Origin of the sequence: Sphingomonas sp. 35-24ZXX (assembly GCF_000786215.1) — a bacterium.
GTDB lineage: Bacteria > Pseudomonadota > Alphaproteobacteria > Sphingomonadales > Sphingomonadaceae > Blastomonas.
Genome location: NZ_JROG01000004.1, coordinates 918516 through 935545 on the forward strand (window position 1 = coordinate 918516; position 17030 = coordinate 935545).

The following is a 17030-nucleotide window of genomic DNA, read 5'->3' on the forward strand; positions in this document are numbered from 1 at the left end:
TTTTAACGCTCATTTTCCGGAACACTTAATTGCTATGCTCAGGCAGTGACTGAATTCCAGTACTTGGCCATCCAAAGCCATTTCGATTTAACATCGGCTGGATAATCATCGCGTGAGAGATTGGCGTCCATCTGGCGTATAATCTTTCGCGCTGCCGTTTTAACTAAAGGTTGCATTGGGGTTTCGTGCCCAATGTTTTCGAATTCCCAAAGTACATGAAGCATCGGGAAGTGATCCGTATGGTCTGTTCGCGTTAAATCTCCATAACCCCACCGCTTCGCATCTGAAACCACTTCTGGCTGAAGCGCTATGCGCGGGTTGCCACCGGTACGGTCATGTTTTAGCGCCTTTAGTAGGCCTGTTCCAAACAGCACATCAGAGGTGTGAACTAAGTTACCCACCGCAATTCCGCCTCTAAGCATAACGCCCAATTGCAAAAGTTCGCTTACCAATGCTGCGCAACCACTAAAAATAGAAACCAAGCCTTCTGGTGTTCGATCAGCCGAAACAGCGATGCAGTCAGAAAATTGTGTAAAACGAAAATTTGTCGGTGGGATCTCAGAAATTGTATTTCTTAACGACTTGATAATTGCTAAAATAACCTCTCTCTTGTATGGTTCGCTGTCTGCGTCGGAAACTAACTGGCTGAAGCCTAACACATCCATGAACGCTACGTATCGTTCTCGATAGTCCCTATCTGCGTGATCCATGCCTGCCTCCTGAGCGGAAAGCTATGCTTGGCAATCCATCATAGGCAAGCATAAGTTTCTGGATTGGCAGCCATACTATTTGCCGCTGATTGACTCGTAACTACTAGCCGTTCAAATTAATCGCAAGGTAGGCCCGTTTATCAGAACATTTCCGTATCGATCGTCTTCTGCATGGCCTCGCCATAGCGCGGGCCTGCGACGGTGCGCTCGTTGATCAGCGCGTCGATGCGGGCCGCCGCCTCTGCCGGGATGGTCCAGTCGGCGCGCGCGAAATTCTCTTCCAAATGCGCGATCGACGCGGTTCCGGGGATCGCGACGATGTGCTCGCCGCGCGACAGCACCCAGGCCAGCGACAGCTGGGCGGGGGTCACCTCGAATTCGGCGGCGATCGCGCAGAGCGCATCGACCAGCGCACGGTTGGCGGGCCAGTTGTCCGCATTGAAGCGCGGCATGCCGCGCCGCAGGTCCTTTTCCTCCAGCGCGGCGATGTCCTGAATGCCATTGGCCAGCACGCCGCGCGCCACCGGCGAAAAGGCGACAAAGGTGGTGCCGAGCGCGCGGCACGCTTCCAGCACGGCGATCTCGGGTTCGCGTGTCCAGGGCGAATATTCGGTCTGCATCGCGGCGATCGGATGCTCGGCCGATGCCCGGCGCAGGGTTTCGGCGGACATTTCGGACAGGCCGATGCTGCCGATCTTGCCCGCCTTGATCAGGTCCGCCATCGCGCCGACCGATTCCTCGATCGGCACGTCGCGGTCGCGGCGATGCATGTAGTACAGGTCGACATGGTCGGTCTGAAGCCGGGTCAGCGATTCATCGATGCAGCGGCGGATCGCCTCCGGGCGGCAGTTGATGCCGCGCTTTTCGCCTTCGATCACGATTCCCATCTTGGTGGCGAGAAAGAACTCGCCCCGCCGGCCTTTGAGCGCCTCGCCGATCAGTGTCTCGTTATGGCCCAAGCCATAGATATTGGCGGTATCGAGATGGTCGTAGCCAAGATCCAGGGCGCGATTGAGCAGCGCTGTGGCCATCTCGCGCGGGGGCAATGTGCCATAGCCCCAGCTGAGCGACATGCAGCCGAGGCCGATGGCGTTGACGGGTGTTGCGTTGATGTATCGGGTGGTCACGGGGCGTCTTCCTACTGGATGAGCGGTGGCGATCAGGATCGCTGCGGCGCTCGCACAGATCGGGCGAGCGGGTCAAGCCGATGATTCGGGGAAGGGCGGCCCATCCTTGCCGCATTGCAGCATTGGGGGCAGAACGTTGGGCTGCTGGGCGACATCGGCCCTGATGGGCGGTCAGGCAGCAGCGTCGCCCTGCTGCCGTCAGCCTTTACCAAGCCGCTGATATGATATGGTAAAATGGCCGAGAATGACACTCGCCGTGGTGCGTTTGCGGTGCTGCTCGCTTCCCGCTTCGGCCGTATTCGGACGCATTCGCATCTGCGGAAAAGACACATGCGTTGTCAGTATTTTATCCTCTTTTCGGCCCCTATCAAACCGGCTATATGCACGGTTCCCAAGGGTGCGGGGGATAGGGGTCGGGCCTTTCGGCGTGTCCTTCCTGCGCCAGCGCAAGAAATATGTCTTGCCAGAGTCCCTAGGGTGTCGATAAAACGCGGGCTCTTGTTTCCGCAACGAAGGGGAAAAGTACCATGAAGTCCATTCTTAAGCTGAGCCCGGTTTTCGCCGCCGCTAGCCTCCTTGCTCTCGCAGCATGCACTCCGGAAGAAGCTGCTGAAGCTCCTGCCGAAGAAACCACTGAAGCTCCTGCTGAAGAAGCCATGGAAGCTCCGGCCGCTGAAGGCGCCGAAGCTGGCATGGAAGCTGGCATGGAAGCCGGCGCCGAAGCCGGTGCTGAAGCTGGCGCCGCTGCTGGTGCAGACGCTGCTGCTGAAGCCGCTCCGGCTGCTCCGGCTGAAGAAGCCAAGTAAGCTTCTGCCAAGCTTCGCCTGAACAAGGCAAAGTTTTGAAAGACGCCCGGCGGCCCTGAAGGCTGCCGGGCGTTTTTTATTGTCCGGCTACCCCGTGGGGTACGGTCCGGCCACCCGGGAGGTCGGTCGTCCAATCGCTGGCCACTTTTTTTAACGTACGTTTACGACCGGTTAGCGTCTTGCCGCTATGTCATGCGGGCCTCAGCCACGGTGCGGTGCAATTGCGCGGGCTGTGGCCAGGGTTTTTCGGAGACAACGGATGACAGCGACGCAAGCAAAGCGGGAAACGGGGCGCCAGCAGGCGACCGACCGCCGCTTTGCGATCCGCATCAATGTCCATATCGAAGCCGAACTGGTCGACCAGGGCCGTCGTCGCTGCACGGTCACGCTAACCAACCTGTCGATCACCGGCTGCCGTTTCGAAAGCGACCTCGCGCTCGGGATGGGAGCGCCGATCTCGCTGCTGATCGACGGGATCGATCCGATCGTCGGCCAGGTCGCCTGGGTGAAAGGGCGTCTGATCGGCTGCCATTTTGCCGAGGCCTTGAGCCCGACGATCTGCAACCGCATCATCCGCACCTTGCGCGAGCGCCAGTCACCGCCCAAGAATAGCTGAAAAATGCCGCTGCAGCTCGTCTGCATTGCGCTGCCAGGTGAAGTTCGCGACCGTCGCACGCACCCGTGACGGATCCGGGTTCTGCGCGAGCACGTCACGGATGGCCGTTGCTAGGGCTGCGGGCTGCGCTTCGGTGATACGGCCCGCTGCCGGATCGGTCAGCAGTTCCGCTGCGCCGCCCGCATCGCTGATCACGATCGGCGTCCCGCACGCGAGCGATTCCACCCAGGCATTAGCCAGCCCTTCGGATTTCGATGGCAGTACCATGGCATCGGCCGCAGCCAGCCAGTGCGGAAGATCGGCATGCGGCAGCGCGCCTGCCAGGATGACGCGGTCGGCGACGCCCAACTGGGCGGCAAGCTCGCGATATCGGCGCTCTTCTTCGCCCGCACCTGCCAGCACCAGGGTGACGCCGGGAAGCTCTGTCAGCGTCTGGATCACCAGGTCCTGCCGCTTGCGGGCGATCAGCGCGCCGACGCTGATCAGCATGGACCCGCTGATGCCCAGCTCGGCGCGCAGCGCTGCACCATCCTGGGGCAGGAATCTTTGCTGATCACAGCCGGTGTAATGCACCGTGATCCTGTCGGCCGGCATGCCAAGGTCAACCATGTCCTGCCGCATGGCGGCCGATACCGCGAGCAGGCCGGACGCATCCCGCCCGGCTTGCCGCACCATGTCGCGGGTCTTGGGCGCATGGCCCCAGTAATGGATGTCTGCGCCGCGCGCCTTGACCGAATAGGGAATGCCCAGCCGCTGCGCCAGGATGCGCGCAGCCGGACCATCGGGAAAGAAGAACTCGGCGTCGATCAGGTCGAACGGTTGCAGGGCATGGAGCCGCTGCACCAGAGGCCAGATCGCGCGGACCATCAGCAAGGGTTGCCAATGCGCGCCTATGCCGGGCAGGTGCAGGAAGCGCGGGCGGTACACGTTCAGCCCGCGCCAGTCTTCCTGTAGTGGCAAGGCGGTCAGCGCCCGATAGCGCGCGTGCCGCGACAGTGGCCAGGGTGGTATCGCCTGCGGGCTGATAACGGTGACATCCATCCCGTCACGTTCCGCCAGAGTGGCAGTCTGCCGTTCGACGAAGATGCCGAAATTGGGACGGGCTGCGTGGGGAAACAGCGTGGCGAGGGTCAGGATGCGCATGTCGCGGCTGGTCTTACAGCGTGCGGATTAACGTTTCTGCCATCGCGAGCCAGGCAGGATCGCTCACCACCTGCTGGCGGGTGCCGGCGCCGGGCGGCAATATCTGCATCCGCCCGCCATCACGCGCAATCAGCCGCCCGAACACGAACCGCCCCGCCGGGCGCGGCACCAGCACATCGCGATTGAGCGCGCTCGCGAGATCCGCCTGCTCGACCCGCCGCAACCACAGGATGTCGCCGCTGCGGTATTCCCCGACGCTGGCGGTCACGCGCAACGCCACGAGATGGCCGCTCGGCGCGGGCGGCAGCACGCGCTCCGCCGAAGTGAGCGCGCGAGCACCGTCGGCGGCGAGCAGCGCGACGACCGGCAGATCTGCCGCCGCGGTGGTGCTGACCAGCGCTCTGCTTTCAACCTCGAGCGCCGCAGCGATCCGGTTGAGCCAGTCGATCGACAGCGTTCGCGTGCCGGTTTCCAGCCGCCCGATCGTCTGCGCGGTGGTCGGCGGGTCGCATCGGCGGGCAACATCGTCGAGCGTCATGTTGCGGGCGCGGCGGACATCACGGATACGGTTGATCATGGCATGCGATCCTAACCTATTTGGAGAAATATCTTTCCTACATTCCAACCTGCATGGCAATGGTTTTTCCATCAGACCAACCAGACGGGGTGATGACATGGGCAACAGGCATGAAGCGGGTGCAGTGCGGGCAGAGCAGGGCAGGCTGCTTGCCGAGCGGGTGATCGAAGGCGACACGGTCGGCGCGAGGGTGCGCGGCGGGCAGCGACCGGCGCGATCGGTGACGGTCAATCTGGCCGAATCCCCGCTGGGCTGGCTGCTGGCACGCGGCCTGATCGACCAGCGGCAGTTCGACGCGGGCGAAAAGCTGCGCACCGATTGGGAGCGGGCGAGCCTTTCCCCGTCGATTACCATGCGCTGGGACGCAGCGCCGCTATCGCGCGGCGCGCGCGGCAGCAGCGATCATCTCGAACCGTCCGAACGCCAGGCTGCGGCGCGTCAGCGCTTTGATGCTGCGATGACCGCCCTGGGGCGCGACCTCAACGACATCGCCTGGCGGGTGATCTGTTCGGGCGAGGCGATGCCGCTCGCCGAAAAAGCACTGGGCTGGCCAGTACGCTCCGGGCGGCTGGTGCTGCGGCTGGCGCTCGACCGGCTGGCGGATTTCTATCGGCTGCCGTGAGGGGGGAGGGGGAGCCATCTTTGGCTTTCCCCTCCCGCTTGCGGGAGGGGCAGGTCCGGCTTGCCGGACCGGGGTGGGCTGCCAGCGCGGTCAGTAGCACCAGCCCACCCCGTCTTCGCCTACGGCTCAGCCACCCCTCCCGCCAGCGGGACGGGAGAGTCTGTCACCCCATCGCCTCGACCTGCTCGGCCAGATCCAGCCAGCGCATTTCTGCGGTGTCCTTTTCCTCGCGGGCCTTATCGATCGCCTTGGTCAGCGCGGCGAATTTTGCGGGATCGCGGGTGTAGAGACCGGGGTCCGACAAAGCCGCCTCGTCGCGCGCAATTGCGGCTTCTATCGCTTCGATCCGCTCGGGCAATGTGTCGTAATCGCGCTGGTCCTTGTAGCTCAGCTTGACCTTTTGCGTGACCGGCTTGGGGATCGCGGCGGCGGCGGCTGCGGCGGCATCGGCCTTGCTGCGGTTCGATTTCACCCAATCGGCCGTGCGCTGCTTGCGCTTGGCCTCCCAGTCGGCATAGCCGCCCGCAACGACATCGACGACGCCCGATCCATCGAGCCCGAGCGTCACAGTCACCGTGCGATCGAGAAAATCGCGGTCGTGGCTGACGATCAGCACGGTGCCGTCGTAATCAGAGATCACCTCCTGCAACAGGTCGAGCGTTTCGAGATCGAGATCGTTGGTCGGTTCGTCGAGCACCAGCAGGTTCGACGCGCGGGCGAATTCGCGCGCCAGCAGCAGCCGCGAGCGTTCACCGCCCGAAAGCGTGCCGACGCGTGCCTCGACCAGCCCGGGATCGAACAGGAAGTCCTTGAGATAGCCCTGGATGTGCTTGCGCACACCGCGCACGTCGATCCAGTCGCCACCCTCGGCAAGCACGTCGCGCACGCGCTTTTCGGGTGACATCAACTTGCGCTGCTGGTCGATGATCACGCCGTCGAGTGTCTTGGCGAGCGTGATCGTGCCGCTGTCGGGCTGCAGTTCGCCGGTGAGCAGGCGGATCAGCGTCGTCTTGCCCGCACCGTTCGCGCCGACGATGCCGATGCGGTCGCCGCGCTGGACGCGCAGGGAGAAGTCCTTGATGATTGTCCGCGCGGCCTCGCCTTCGCCGAAGGTCTTGAACACGCGGTCGGCGACGATCACCGACTTGGTCTTGCTGTCGTCGCTCACCGCCTTCAATTGCGCGGTGCCCTGCGGCCCCAGCATCGCGGCGCGCTGGGCCCGCATTTCCCACAGCTTCGAAAGGCGGCCCTGGTTGCGCTTGCGCCGCGCGGTGACGCCGCGCTCCAGCCAGTGTGCCTCGATCTTCAGCTTGGCGTCGAGCTTGTCGGCGGCGCGGGCTTCTTCGGCATAGACCTGCTCCATCCACGCCTCATAGCCGCCGAATCCGATTTCCTGACGGCGCAGATTGCCGCGGTCGAGCCACAGCGTCTGCTTCGTCAATCGCTCCAGAAAGGTGCGGTCATGGCTGATCACCACGAATGCGCCGGTAAACCGGCCGAGCCAGCTTTCCAGCCAGTCGATCGCGGCAAGATCGAGATGGTTGGTCGGCTCGTCGAGCAGCAGCACATCGGGATCGCTGGCGAGCGCACGGCAGATTGCGGCGCGCCTGCGTTCGCCGCCGCTGGCGGTAGCGGCCTCGCGCGACAGGTCGATCCCGATCTGGTCGGCGATCGCAGCGACTTCGTGCGCAGGCGGCGCGTCTTCGCCTGCCAGCGCCCAGTCGCCCAAGGTCTCGAAGCCCTTGAAGTCGGGATCCTGCGCCAGCATCACGCAGCGAATGCCCGGCTGAATGGTGCGCCGTCCGCGATCGGCCTCGATATCGCCGGCGATCAGCCGCAGCATCGTGGTCTTGCCCGCGCCGTTGCGGCCGATCAGCGCCAGCCGGTCGCGCGGGCCGACATGCAGGTTGATATCGCGGAACAGCCAGCCGGTGCCCTGGATCAGGCCAAGGTCTTCGTATGAAAGGACGGGGGGTGTAGACATGTTGGCGCACTTAGGCGCGGGCGCTGCGCGGCGCAATCCCTGCACCGGTGCCGACAACCGGCTTGACCCGCCGCCCGCCCCCGTCGCAAGACCGCACGCGTTCAACAAGAAAGGGTCGGCCATGCGCACAGTCTATCTCAACGGGCAATATGTCGCCGAAGATGCGGCGCATGTCTCGATCTTCGATCGCGGATTGCTGTTCGCCGATGCGGTGTACGAGGTATTCTCGGTTCTCGGCGGCCGCATCATCGACAAGGCGGCGCATATGGCGCGGCTGGAGCGGTCGCTGGCGGAGATGGGGATCGCGCATGATGTCGCCGCGGCCGACTGGCCCGGCATTCTGGCGACGCTGACCGATCGCAATGCGCTCGACGAAGGGACGATCTATCTGCAGGTCAGCCGCGGGGCTGCCGATCGCGACTTTCTCTTCCCGGCTGCAGGCACGCCGCCCACGGTGTTCGCGTTCACCCAGGCGCGCAAGCTGGTCGCCAATCCGATGGCCGAGCGCGGCATGCGCATCATCACCCGGCCCGACCGGCGCTGGGGGCGGCGCGACATCAAGACGGTGCAACTGCTCTATGCCAGCATGATGAAGATGGAGGCGAAATCGGCCGGGGTCGATGATGTCTGGCTGGTCGAGGGCGACGTGATCACCGAAGGCACGTCACAGAACGCGTGCATCATCACCCCGAACGGGCATCTGGTGACGCGTGACCTCGGCCATCACATCCTGCCTGGCGTCACGCGTCTCAGCCTGATCGATATCGCGCGCGCCAGCGGCATCACCGTGGAAGAGCGGCCGTTTACCATCGCCGAGGCGCAGGGCGCGGCCGAAGCCTTCGTCACCTCGGCATCGCTGTTCGTGATGCCCGTGGTCGAGATCGACGGGCTGAGCGTGGGCGATGGCCGCCCGGGCATGGAGACGATGGCGCTGCGCAAGGCCTATATCGATCAGGCCCGCGCGGCGGGGTAAGCCAAATGTTTACAAGGCTGTCGCGCGTCTGACACCCTCGTTCAGCCATGCGACACCCCCGATCCTGCATAGCCCTTTCATTCGCCATAGCGCGATGCATCAGTCCGGAGACCAACGAATGACCGCTATTTTCGTCCGCGCCCTGCCGCTCGCCATTCTGGCAGCCGCTGCCACGCCTGCCATGGCGGCGGTAGAGGTGACCCCCAGCGCCGGCGCGCCCGTGGTCGAACTGAGTGTGACCGAAACCGTGCTTGGCGCGCCCGATACGGCGACCTTCAGCACCGGCGTCACCAGCAAGGCCCCGACCGCATCGGCCGCGCTGCGCCAGAACTCGGCGGACATGGACAAGGTGATCAAGCAGATCGTGGCCCTGGGCATCAAGCGCGAGGACATCCAGACATCGGGCATCAACCTCGCCATGGATTACGAGTATGGCACCGATGGCCGCCAGCCACGCTTCATCGGCTATCAGGTCAGCAACACCGTATCGGTCAAGGTGCGCCAGATCGACAAGCTCGGCGCGATCCTGGATTCGGTGGTATCGCAGGGGGCCAACAACCTGTCGGGGCCCAGCTTCAGCATTGACGATGACAGCGCCGCTCAGCGCGAGGCGCGCGACAAGGCGATGAAGCGCGCCGAGGCCCAGGCGATGGATTATGCGCGCCGGGTCGGCTTTACCGGCGTGCAGGTGCTCGCCGTGTCGGAGGCCACCTACAACGCCTCGCCATTTGGCGGTGGCGAAATGAAGGTGATGGCGTCACGCGACATGGTGGCCGCCGCGCCGCCGGTCGAGGGTGGCCAGGTGGGCACCAGCGTGACGGTCAACGTCACCTATCAGATGACGCGGTAAGCCTGCCGCTCAACCTTTGGCCAGGGGCCGACCAGCCACTGGCCAAAGGCTGACAAAGGCGTTAGCGGGGTATTCAGGCGCTATTCAATGATCGGGGGATATTGGTAAGCCATGACATCGTTCTCCACCCTTGTGTCTGCTGCAGCATTCGCAGCCACGCTGGTCGCCAGCGCGCCGACGGCCGATGCGATCGACGGCAAGCGGCGCGGCGAGCAGAGCGAAGCGCGCGAGCAGTTCATGGCAGGCCAGGTGAAATCCCTGCGCGAGATCGAGGGCCGCATTCTCCCCAAGATGCGCGGCATGCAGTATCTGGGTCCCGAATACGACGCCGGATCACAGGTTTACCGGCTGAAGTTCCTCGATGCTGGCAGGGTCATCTTTGTCGATGTCGATGCCCGTACCGGCGCGATCCTGCGCCAGGCGGGCTGAGAGCGCCGCCGTCATCCGCCGTTGAGCCCCCGAACTTGTAACCCTCGCCCTTTTCCCCGATATGGGGTCCTTTCCGGCTTACGCAGCCTTTGGCTCTGAAGCCCCAGCACCCATATCGCAGGAGTTGCCCATGCGTATTCTGATCGTCGAGGATGAACCCACTCTCGGCAAACAGCTCAAGTCCACGCTCGAGGCCACTGGCTATGCGGTCGATCTGTCGGTCGATGGCGAGGATGGTCACTTCATGGGCTCGACCGAAGATTATGATGCGGTAATCCTCGACCTCGGCCTGCCCGAGATCGACGGCCTGACCGTGCTGGGCATGTGGCGCAAGGAAGGCCGCACCTTCCCGGTGCTGGTGCTGACCGCGCGCGACAGCTGGTCGGACAAGGTCGCCGGGCTCGATGCCGGGGCGGACGATTATCTCGCCAAGCCTTTCCAGACCGAAGAGCTGATTGCACGGCTGCGCGCCCTGATCCGCCGCGCCTCGGGCAATGCATCGAGCGAGCTGACCGCGGGCGATGTCCGGCTGGATACGCGCTCGGGCAAGGTCTCGCTGAATGGTGAGCCGGTGAAGCTGACCGCGCAGGAATACAAGTTGCTGTCGTATCTGCTGCACCACAAGGGCAAGGTGATCAGCCGCACCGAGCTGATCGAGCATATCTACGACCAGGATTTCGACCGCGATTCCAACACGATCGAGGTGTTTGTTACGCGCATTCGCAAGAAGCTCGGCCCCGATGTGATCACCACGATCCGCGGCCTGGGCTACAGCCTTGAAGACCCTGTCGAGCGTGCCGGCAGCTGACACCCTGCAGGCGCACGGCGAGGCGGCCACTCCGCCGCCTGCGCCGCTGCCCAATACCGGGTCGCTCAGCCGCCGCATGATCGGCATCGCGGCTGCATGGATCTTCGTGCTGCTGCTGGGTGGCGGGCTGGCGCTCGACCGCATTCTTACCAACACCATCACCACCAGCTTCGACGATCAGCTTGAATATGTGCTGACCGCGATGATCTCCTCGGCGGAGATCGGGCCCGATGGCGAGGTGTTCTTCAACCGGCCGCTCGGCGACCAGCGCTTTCTGGAACCCAACAGCGGCCTCTACTGGCAGATCAGCGGCAACGGGCATTCGGACTTCACCTCGCGTTCGCTCTGGGACCGAGCCCTGAGAGTCGAGACGCCGCACAGCGACGCGCAGCCGCATGTCTACAACAGCGACCAGTTTGCCGATGACGAACTGCGGATCATCGAACAGTCGATCTATCTGCCCGGATCCAAGGTGCGCTGGCGGTTCATGGTCGCCCAGTCGCGCGATGCGATGGACCTGCAGATCCGCCAGCTGCGCCAGACTTTGGGCTACAGCTTTGCATTGCTGGCGCTGGGGCTGATCATCCTGGCAGGGCTGCAGACGCTTTATGGTCTGTGGCCGCTGCGCAAGGTGCGCGAGGCGATCCAGGCGATGCGCACCGGCCGGATGGACCGGGTGCGCGACCCCATGCCGATCGAGGTGATGCCGATGGTCGAGGAGCTGAACGCGCTGCTCGAGCATAACGAGAAGCAGGCCGAAGAGGCGCGGCGGCACGCGGGCAACCTGGCGCATGCGCTCAAGACGCCGCTTACCGTGGTGATGAACAGCGCCACCGCGCGCGCCGATGATCTGGCCGATACGGTCATCCGCGAGGCGGCGGTGATGCGCCGCCAGGTCGATCATCACCTCGCCCGCGCCCGTGCCGTCGGCCGGCGCGGCCAGGCGCTGGCACGCGCGAACGTGTGGGAAAGCGCTCAGGCGGTCGAACGGGCGGTGGTGCGGCTCTATCCCCATGTCCGCTGCGACCTCGATGGGAGCAAGACCGCCTCGGTCGCGATCGAGCGCCAGGATCTGGAAGAGATGCTGGGCAATCTGGTCGAGAATGCCGGCAAATATGGCGGCGGCAGCGTGTTCGTCACCGTCGACCCCAAGGATGCCGCCGACCCCAAGCTGGTCGACATCTGGATCGAGGATGATGGCACCGGCATTCCCGAGGCCGAACGCGTGCGCATCTTCGATCGCGGCGCGCGGCTCGATACCGGCAAGCCGGGGACGGGGCTTGGCCTCGCCATCGTGCGCGATGTCGCCGAGATCTATGGCGGGCTGGTCGAATTGGACGAGAGCGAGGACCTGGGCGGCCTGCTGGTGCGACTGCGCCTGCCGCGCGCGCTCTAGCGAAGGCTATTCGTAGGTCGCCCCGGCGAAATACAGTCCGTCGGGCGGCGCGTTGAAGCCCAGGGCCGCGCGATCGCGCGCGTCGAGCGCGGCTTTCAGATCAGCACTCGACCATTTGCCACGCCCGACCAGCACCAGGCACCCCACCATAGATCGCACCTGATGGTGCAGGAACGAGCGGGCCGCAGCGTGGATGTCGATCTCCTCGCCATCGCGCACGACATCGAGCCGGTCCAATGTCTTGATCGGGCTGGCCGCCTGGCAGTGGACCGAGCGGAAGGTGGTGAAATCATGATGGCCGACCAGATGCTGCGCGGCGGCGTGCATCGCATCGGCATCCAGCGGGGCAGAGACCTGCCACGCCTTGCCCCGCTCCAGCGTCAGCGGCGCGCGGCGGTTGGTGATGCGGTAGATATAGGACCGCCCGGTGCACGAAAACCGCGCATGCCAGTCGTCGGGGACGATCTCGCAGGCCAGCACCGCGATCGGCTGCGGCCGCAATTTCGCATTCAGTGCTTCCATCAGCCGGAATGGGTCGATGGCTTTTTCGATGTCCAGATGCGCACGCATCGCCAGCGCATGCACGCCTGCATCGGTGCGGCCGGCGGCATGCAATATCACGGTTTCGCCCGTGATCGCGGCCGCTGCTTCCTCGACATGCTGCTGGATGCTCGGGCCATGCGCCTGCCGCTGCAGCCCCATGAATGGACCGCCATCAAATTCCAGCGTCAGCGCGAAACGGGTCATGCGATCGTGGTGCCCGAAGCGACGGCAAAGCCGCGCAGGAAGTCATCGAGCGGCATAGCCGGGCGACCTGCGCGCTGGATTATGCGCGGGCGGATCGCGCCGTCTGCACAGGCGATGGTCAGGCGGTCGTCGAGGATGGTGCCTGGCTCTGCGCTGCCGGCAACGATCTCCGCTGCATGCACCCGCAGCCGTTCGCCGTTCAGCTCGAAGAACCCGCCCGGCATCGGATTGAACGCGCGCACCTGGCGTTCGACATCGTCCGCGCTGCGGGTGAAATCGAGCCGTGCCTCGGCCTTGTCGATCTTGGCCGCATAGGTGACGCCATCCTCCGGCTGCCCCACTGGCGGATATGCGGAAAGGTCCGCCAGCACCTGCACCATCAGCTGCGCGCCCAATTCGGCGATTTCTGTGGTCAGTTCGCCCGCGGTCTTGCTGTCTACCGGGGTCTTGCCTTTGAGCAGCATCGGCCCGGTATCGAGCCCCGCTTCCATCTGCATGATCGTGACGCCGGTTGCCGTATCGCCTGCAAGGATCGCGCGTTGCACTGGCGCCGCCCCGCGCCAGCGCGGCAGCAGCGACCCGTGGACGTTGAGGCAGCCGTGGCGCGGCGCGTCGAGCACCGCACGCGGCAGGATCAGGCCATAGGCCGCGACCACGCAGGCATCGAGGTCCAGCGCGGCGAACGCGGCCTTCTCATCCTCGCCTTTCAGCGACACCGGGGTGCGCACCTCAAGCCCCAGCGATTCCGCCAGCTGGTGGACGGGCGAGGGGGTCAGCTTCTTGCCGCGATGCGCCGGGCGCGGCGGCTGGCTGTAGACCGCTGCGATCTCGTGCCCGGCATCGACCAACGCCTGCAGCGTCGGCACGGCGAAATCGGGAGTTCCCATAAAGGCGATGCGCATGTGGCGGGGTGACTTTTCTTTTGCAGGCGGTTCACGTCGCCCCTAAAGCTCAGACCATGGCATCGCAAGAGATTGAGGACCTGGCCACCGCGCTCGCCCGTTTGCCGGGCCTGGGGCCGCGTTCGGCGCGCCGCGCGGTGCTGTATCTGCTCAAGAAGCGCGAAACCGCGTTCACGCCGCTGGTCGATGCGATGGAGCGGGTGCGCGCCAACCTTTCGACCTGCGAATTGTGCGGCAATGTCGATACGCAGAACCCCTGCGGTATCTGCACCGATCCGCGCCGCGACCCGCGCAGCCTGTGCGTGGTCGAGGAGGTGTCGGACCTGTGGGCGCTCGATCGATCGCGGCTGTTCGTCGGGCGCTATCATGTGCTGGGCGGACGATTGTCTGCGCTCGATGGCATCGGCCCTGAGGATCTGGGCGTTGCCTCGCTGGTCGCCCGCGTCGCGGCGGGAGGCATCGACGAGGTCGTGCTGGCGATGAACGCGACGCTGGAGGGGCAGACCACCGCGCATTATCTCGCCGAGCGGCTCGAGGGCTATCCGGTGCGTCTGACGCAGCTGGCGCAGGGCCTGCCGATGGGCGGCGAGCTCGACTATCTCGACGAGGGCACGCTGGCGCAGGCGCTGCGCGCGCGCAAGCCGATGGTGTAGGGTCTGCGCATAGCGCCTTCCCCCGTTTGTCCCGAGCATGTCGAGGGACGCACGCGCGACCGTTTCCGATCACGTCCCGCGACACGCTCGGGACAAGCGGAATTGGGTAAGGAGTGTTACTCGGCCGGAACCAGCGCCGGTTCGGCCTTGGCCATCACCGCATCCTGATAGTCGCTTTCGGCGAGCTGGATCAGATGGCGGTCGTCGTGCTTCCACGGGTGGAAGCCGGGCAGGAAATAGCTCATCCAGGGCAGGATGATCTTGCGCGCCATGCCGGGGTTGCCGAAGGCGTACCAGAACAGCTGTGCCCAGACCTTGGGACCAGTCAGGCCATCCTGCCGCAGCAGTTCGAGCATGCCGATCGCGCGGTGATGCAGGAAGTTCTTGGTGACCACCAGCATCACCAGCGACTTGACCTTCCAGCGCTGCCAGCGGCTCCAGTCCTTGGTGGCATGGTTCCAGGTGTCGAAGGCAACGCCCTTGTGCTCGATCTCTTCCATCGCGTGCCAGCGCCACAGATCGCGCGATTCGGCGTCGGCGGTGTTCAGGTGCTTCGGGTTGGCGAGCAGCTGCTGCGCGAGGATCGCGGTAAAATGCTCGAGCGCCATGGTCGAGGCGAGGTTGGCGATCTGAGGGCGGCCCTTGGTCAGCGCCAAGGCCTGATCGACATGCTCTTCGAGCAGCTTGACGTCATAGCCGGCCTCAACCACGCGGCGGTTGAACGCGACATGCTCGCGGGTGTGGTTGATTTCCTGCTTCACGAAGGCGCGAATCTCGTTGGCGAGCCGCTCGGGCGTGCCTTCGCGGAACGCCTTGACGCTCTCGACAAAGAACGCTTCGCCCTTGGGGAAGGTGACCGACAGCGCGTTGTAGAACGCGGTGCCGATGGGATCGCCCCCCATCCACCAGCGGCGCATCTTGCTGTCGCGGCCGAAGCGACGATCGCGGATGACCAGCTCCAGATCGGCCGGCGTGTGCTGACGACCATGCGAGGCCAGGGTTGCAGCGTCAGGCGTTGAAAAGGATTGCGGAGCGTTCATGGCGGGGTCCATAATGCTGGGGTGTTGCTTACACTGATGACAATAAGGTTACTTACATAGATGTCAATAGCCAAAAGACGGCTGAGTCCCGAGCAAAGCCGCACTGCGGCGCTGACCGCTGCGCGCGAATTGCTGATCGAAACCGGTCCGCAGGCGGTGACGCTCAAAGCGGTGAGCGGGCGAATCGGTCGCACGCATGCCAATCTGCTCCACCATTTCGGGTCCGCATCGGGTTTGCAGAAGGCGCTGGCAGAATATCTGGCGCAATCGATCTGCCAGATGATCGGCGCGGCGGTGATCCGCCTGCGCAATGGCGATGGCACGCCGCGCGATATCGTCGACATGGCGTTCGATGCGTTCGACCGGGAGGGGGCAGGGGCGCTGGCCTGCTGGATGCTGCTGTCGGGCAATGAGGATGCGCTCGACCCCATTGTCGAGGCGATCCATCAGCTGGTCGATGAACTCGCCGAACACGCGCCCGAAGGCCGGACGCTGCACGAGGACACATTGACCTTGTGCACCATGGCGCTGGGCGATGCCTTGATGGGGGCGCAACTGGCAGGCGCGCTGGGGCTCGCACGGGATACCGGCCGGGCGCTGGCCGAAAAGCAGCTCAGCGCGTCGCTGGAGCAATGGCGGACAGAGCTGTCCGCCTGATCCGGCTCAGTCGATCTTGCCCTTGGCGCGCACGCCGAAGCGCCCGTGCTTGCGGAAGCGCACCAGATAGTCGCCGATCACCGCTGCCATTGGGGTGGGGGTGATGCCGAACGCTTCGAGCCCTTCGGCGCCGTCTGCCACCACATTGTCGGTTTGCAGCATCGCCCACTGGTCGCTGGTGATCGGTGCACCGGGCAGCCAGCCGGTCATGCCCGCCATCAGCCCGGAGAGCGAATCGGGCATGTCGATGAACGTCGCATCGACGCCGATCTCGCGTGCAATGCGCTTGTTGAGATCGGCCATGCTGACCGTTTCCGGGCCACCCAGCTCGAAGGTGCGGCCACCAAATCGCGCCGGATCGGCCAGGCTCTTGACCACGGCATCGGCGACGTCCTCGACATAGACCGGCTGGAACCGCGCCTTGCCACCGATGATCGGCACGATCGGCAGCGCGGCGATCAAACCGGCGAAGCGATTGACGAACTGATCCTCGCGGCCGAACACGATCGATGGGCGCAGGATCGTCGCCTGCGGGAAGGCGGCGCGCACTGCGGCCTCGCCTTCGGCCTTGCTGCGGCCATAGCCGCTCTTGGATTGCGGATCGGCACCGATGGCGGACACGTGCACCAGCGCCGGTACGCCGGCTGCTGCGGCTGCCTGCGCGACATGGGCCGCGCCGCGATGATGAAAGGCGTCGAAATCGCCCTTGAGGATCCCGACCAGGTTGATCACCGCATCGGCGCCATGCACCGCGCGCGCCACGGATTCGGGCTTCAGGATGTCAGCGGCGATCAGCTGGGTCTGGCCCAGATTGCCCAGCGGCTTGACGTCCTGCGCGGTGCGGATGTTGCGCTGCGCGATCCGCACCCGCGCGCCTGCCGCCGTCAGCTGCTGGGTGATGTGCCGACCCAGAAACCCGCCGCCGCCAAAAATCGTGATCAAACTGTCGCGCATGCTATCCGTCCCGTGATGTTGCCGCGTCCGCGCCGC

Annotated in this window: 19 protein-coding genes; 10 read left to right on the forward strand and 9 right to left on the reverse strand. The window is 64.6% G+C overall.

Features of this window, described 5'->3' with window-relative positions; genetic code table 11:
- Window positions 1-38 precede the first annotated feature (38 nt).
- Both LI72_RS20040 and LI72_RS12475 read right to left on the reverse strand, forming a co-directional pair.
- On the reverse strand, window positions 39-710 hold the full coding sequence (locus tag LI72_RS20040; protein WP_156139585.1) for a hypothetical protein: 672 nt from the start codon (window positions 708-710) through the stop codon (window positions 39-41).
- 140 nt (window positions 711-850) lie between these two features.
- Window positions 851-1837 (reverse strand): aldo/keto reductase, encoded by a 987-nt coding sequence (locus tag LI72_RS12475; protein ID WP_033926102.1) that lies wholly within the window; start codon window positions 1835-1837, stop codon window positions 851-853.
- Between the two features lie 576 nt (window positions 1838-2413).
- On the opposite strand from LI72_RS12475, the gene LI72_RS12480 reads away from it, so the two are divergent.
- Together LI72_RS12480 and LI72_RS12485 are read left to right on the forward strand one after the other, a co-directional pair.
- Entirely contained in the window at window positions 2414-2665 is a 252-nt protein-coding gene (locus tag LI72_RS12480) for a hypothetical protein (protein WP_033926103.1), read from the forward strand.
- A 237-nt stretch (window positions 2666-2902) separates the two neighbouring features.
- Window positions 2903-3259, forward strand: coding sequence for a PilZ domain-containing protein (locus tag LI72_RS12485; RefSeq protein WP_033926104.1), 357 nt, complete (start codon window positions 2903-2905; stop codon window positions 3257-3259).
- On the opposite strand, the gene LI72_RS12490 is transcribed toward LI72_RS12485, so the two are convergent.
- On the reverse strand, window positions 3239-4402 hold the full coding sequence (locus LI72_RS12490) for a glycosyltransferase (RefSeq protein ID WP_033926105.1): 1164 nt from the start codon (window positions 4400-4402) through the stop codon (window positions 3239-3241). The two genes, LI72_RS12485 and LI72_RS12490, sit on opposite strands and share 21 nt — an antisense overlap.
- Window positions 4403-4415: 13 nt before the next feature.
- Entirely contained in the window at window positions 4416-4979 is a 564-nt protein-coding gene (locus LI72_RS12495; protein WP_033926106.1) for a helix-turn-helix domain-containing protein, read from the reverse strand.
- Between the two features lie 97 nt (window positions 4980-5076).
- On the opposite strand from LI72_RS12495, the gene LI72_RS12500 reads away from it, so the two are divergent.
- Window positions 5077-5601 (forward strand): DUF6456 domain-containing protein, encoded by a 525-nt coding sequence (locus tag LI72_RS12500; RefSeq protein ID WP_197051891.1) that lies wholly within the window; start codon window positions 5077-5079, stop codon window positions 5599-5601.
- 163 nt (window positions 5602-5764) lie between these two features.
- Here LI72_RS12500 and LI72_RS12505 read toward each other — a convergent pair whose 3' ends face one another.
- Window positions 5765-7585, reverse strand: a complete 1821-nt coding sequence (locus LI72_RS12505; protein ID WP_033926107.1) for an ABC-F family ATP-binding cassette domain-containing protein — start codon at window positions 7583-7585, stop codon at window positions 5765-5767.
- Between the two features lie 121 nt (window positions 7586-7706).
- Here LI72_RS12505 and LI72_RS12510 point away from each other — a divergent pair, with 121 nt between their 5' ends.
- From LI72_RS12510 to LI72_RS12530, 5 genes are all read left to right on the forward strand, one after another.
- Window positions 7707-8558 carry a D-amino-acid transaminase gene (locus tag LI72_RS12510; protein WP_033926375.1) on the forward strand — a complete coding sequence of 284 codons (852 nt, stop codon included), beginning with the start codon at window positions 7707-7709 and terminating at the stop codon, window positions 8556-8558.
- Between the two features lie 118 nt (window positions 8559-8676).
- Window positions 8677-9408, forward strand: a complete 732-nt coding sequence (locus LI72_RS12515) for an SIMPL domain-containing protein (RefSeq protein WP_033926108.1) — start codon at window positions 8677-8679, stop codon at window positions 9406-9408.
- A gap of 111 nt (window positions 9409-9519) precedes the next feature.
- Complete coding sequence (locus LI72_RS12520) at window positions 9520-9837, forward strand: PepSY domain-containing protein (RefSeq protein ID WP_033926109.1); 318 nt, start codon at window positions 9520-9522, stop codon at window positions 9835-9837.
- A 130-nt stretch (window positions 9838-9967) separates the two neighbouring features.
- On the forward strand, window positions 9968-10645 hold the full coding sequence (locus LI72_RS12525; RefSeq protein WP_017670654.1) for a response regulator transcription factor: 678 nt from the start codon (window positions 9968-9970) through the stop codon (window positions 10643-10645).
- Window positions 10646-10721: 76 nt separating this feature from the next.
- Window positions 10722-12041, forward strand: coding sequence for a sensor histidine kinase (locus LI72_RS12530; RefSeq protein ID WP_033926376.1), 1320 nt, complete (start codon window positions 10722-10724; stop codon window positions 12039-12041).
- Window positions 12042-12047: 6 nt separating this feature from the next.
- On the opposite strand, the gene truA is transcribed toward LI72_RS12530, so the two are convergent.
- Both truA and fmt read right to left on the reverse strand, forming a co-directional pair.
- Window positions 12048-12788, reverse strand: a complete 741-nt coding sequence (truA, locus tag LI72_RS12535; RefSeq protein ID WP_033926110.1) for a tRNA pseudouridine(38-40) synthase TruA — start codon at window positions 12786-12788, stop codon at window positions 12048-12050.
- A complete protein-coding gene (fmt, locus tag LI72_RS12540) occupies window positions 12785-13690 on the reverse strand; it encodes a methionyl-tRNA formyltransferase (RefSeq protein ID WP_033926111.1) in 906 nt (301 codons plus the stop codon). The genes truA and fmt overlap by 4 nt, the downstream gene beginning before the upstream one ends.
- A gap of 56 nt (window positions 13691-13746) precedes the next feature.
- Here fmt and recR point away from each other — a divergent pair, with 56 nt between their 5' ends.
- The gene (gene recR, locus LI72_RS12545) at window positions 13747-14343 is read left to right on the forward strand and encodes a recombination mediator RecR (protein WP_033926112.1); all 597 of its coding nucleotides are present in this window, start codon (window positions 13747-13749) and stop codon (window positions 14341-14343) included.
- A gap of 116 nt (window positions 14344-14459) precedes the next feature.
- Here recR and LI72_RS12550 read toward each other — a convergent pair whose 3' ends face one another.
- Window positions 14460-15383, reverse strand: coding sequence for a metal-dependent hydrolase (locus tag LI72_RS12550; RefSeq protein ID WP_231562461.1), 924 nt, complete (start codon window positions 15381-15383; stop codon window positions 14460-14462).
- A gap of 60 nt (window positions 15384-15443) precedes the next feature.
- Here LI72_RS12550 and LI72_RS12555 point away from each other — a divergent pair, with 60 nt between their 5' ends.
- On the forward strand, window positions 15444-16040 hold the full coding sequence (locus LI72_RS12555) for a TetR/AcrR family transcriptional regulator (RefSeq protein ID WP_033926113.1): 597 nt from the start codon (window positions 15444-15446) through the stop codon (window positions 16038-16040).
- A 6-nt stretch (window positions 16041-16046) separates the two neighbouring features.
- On the opposite strand, the gene LI72_RS12560 is transcribed toward LI72_RS12555, so the two are convergent.
- Complete coding sequence (locus LI72_RS12560; protein ID WP_033926114.1) at window positions 16047-16994, reverse strand: complex I NDUFA9 subunit family protein; 948 nt, start codon at window positions 16992-16994, stop codon at window positions 16047-16049.
- Window positions 16995-17030 lie beyond the last annotated feature (36 nt).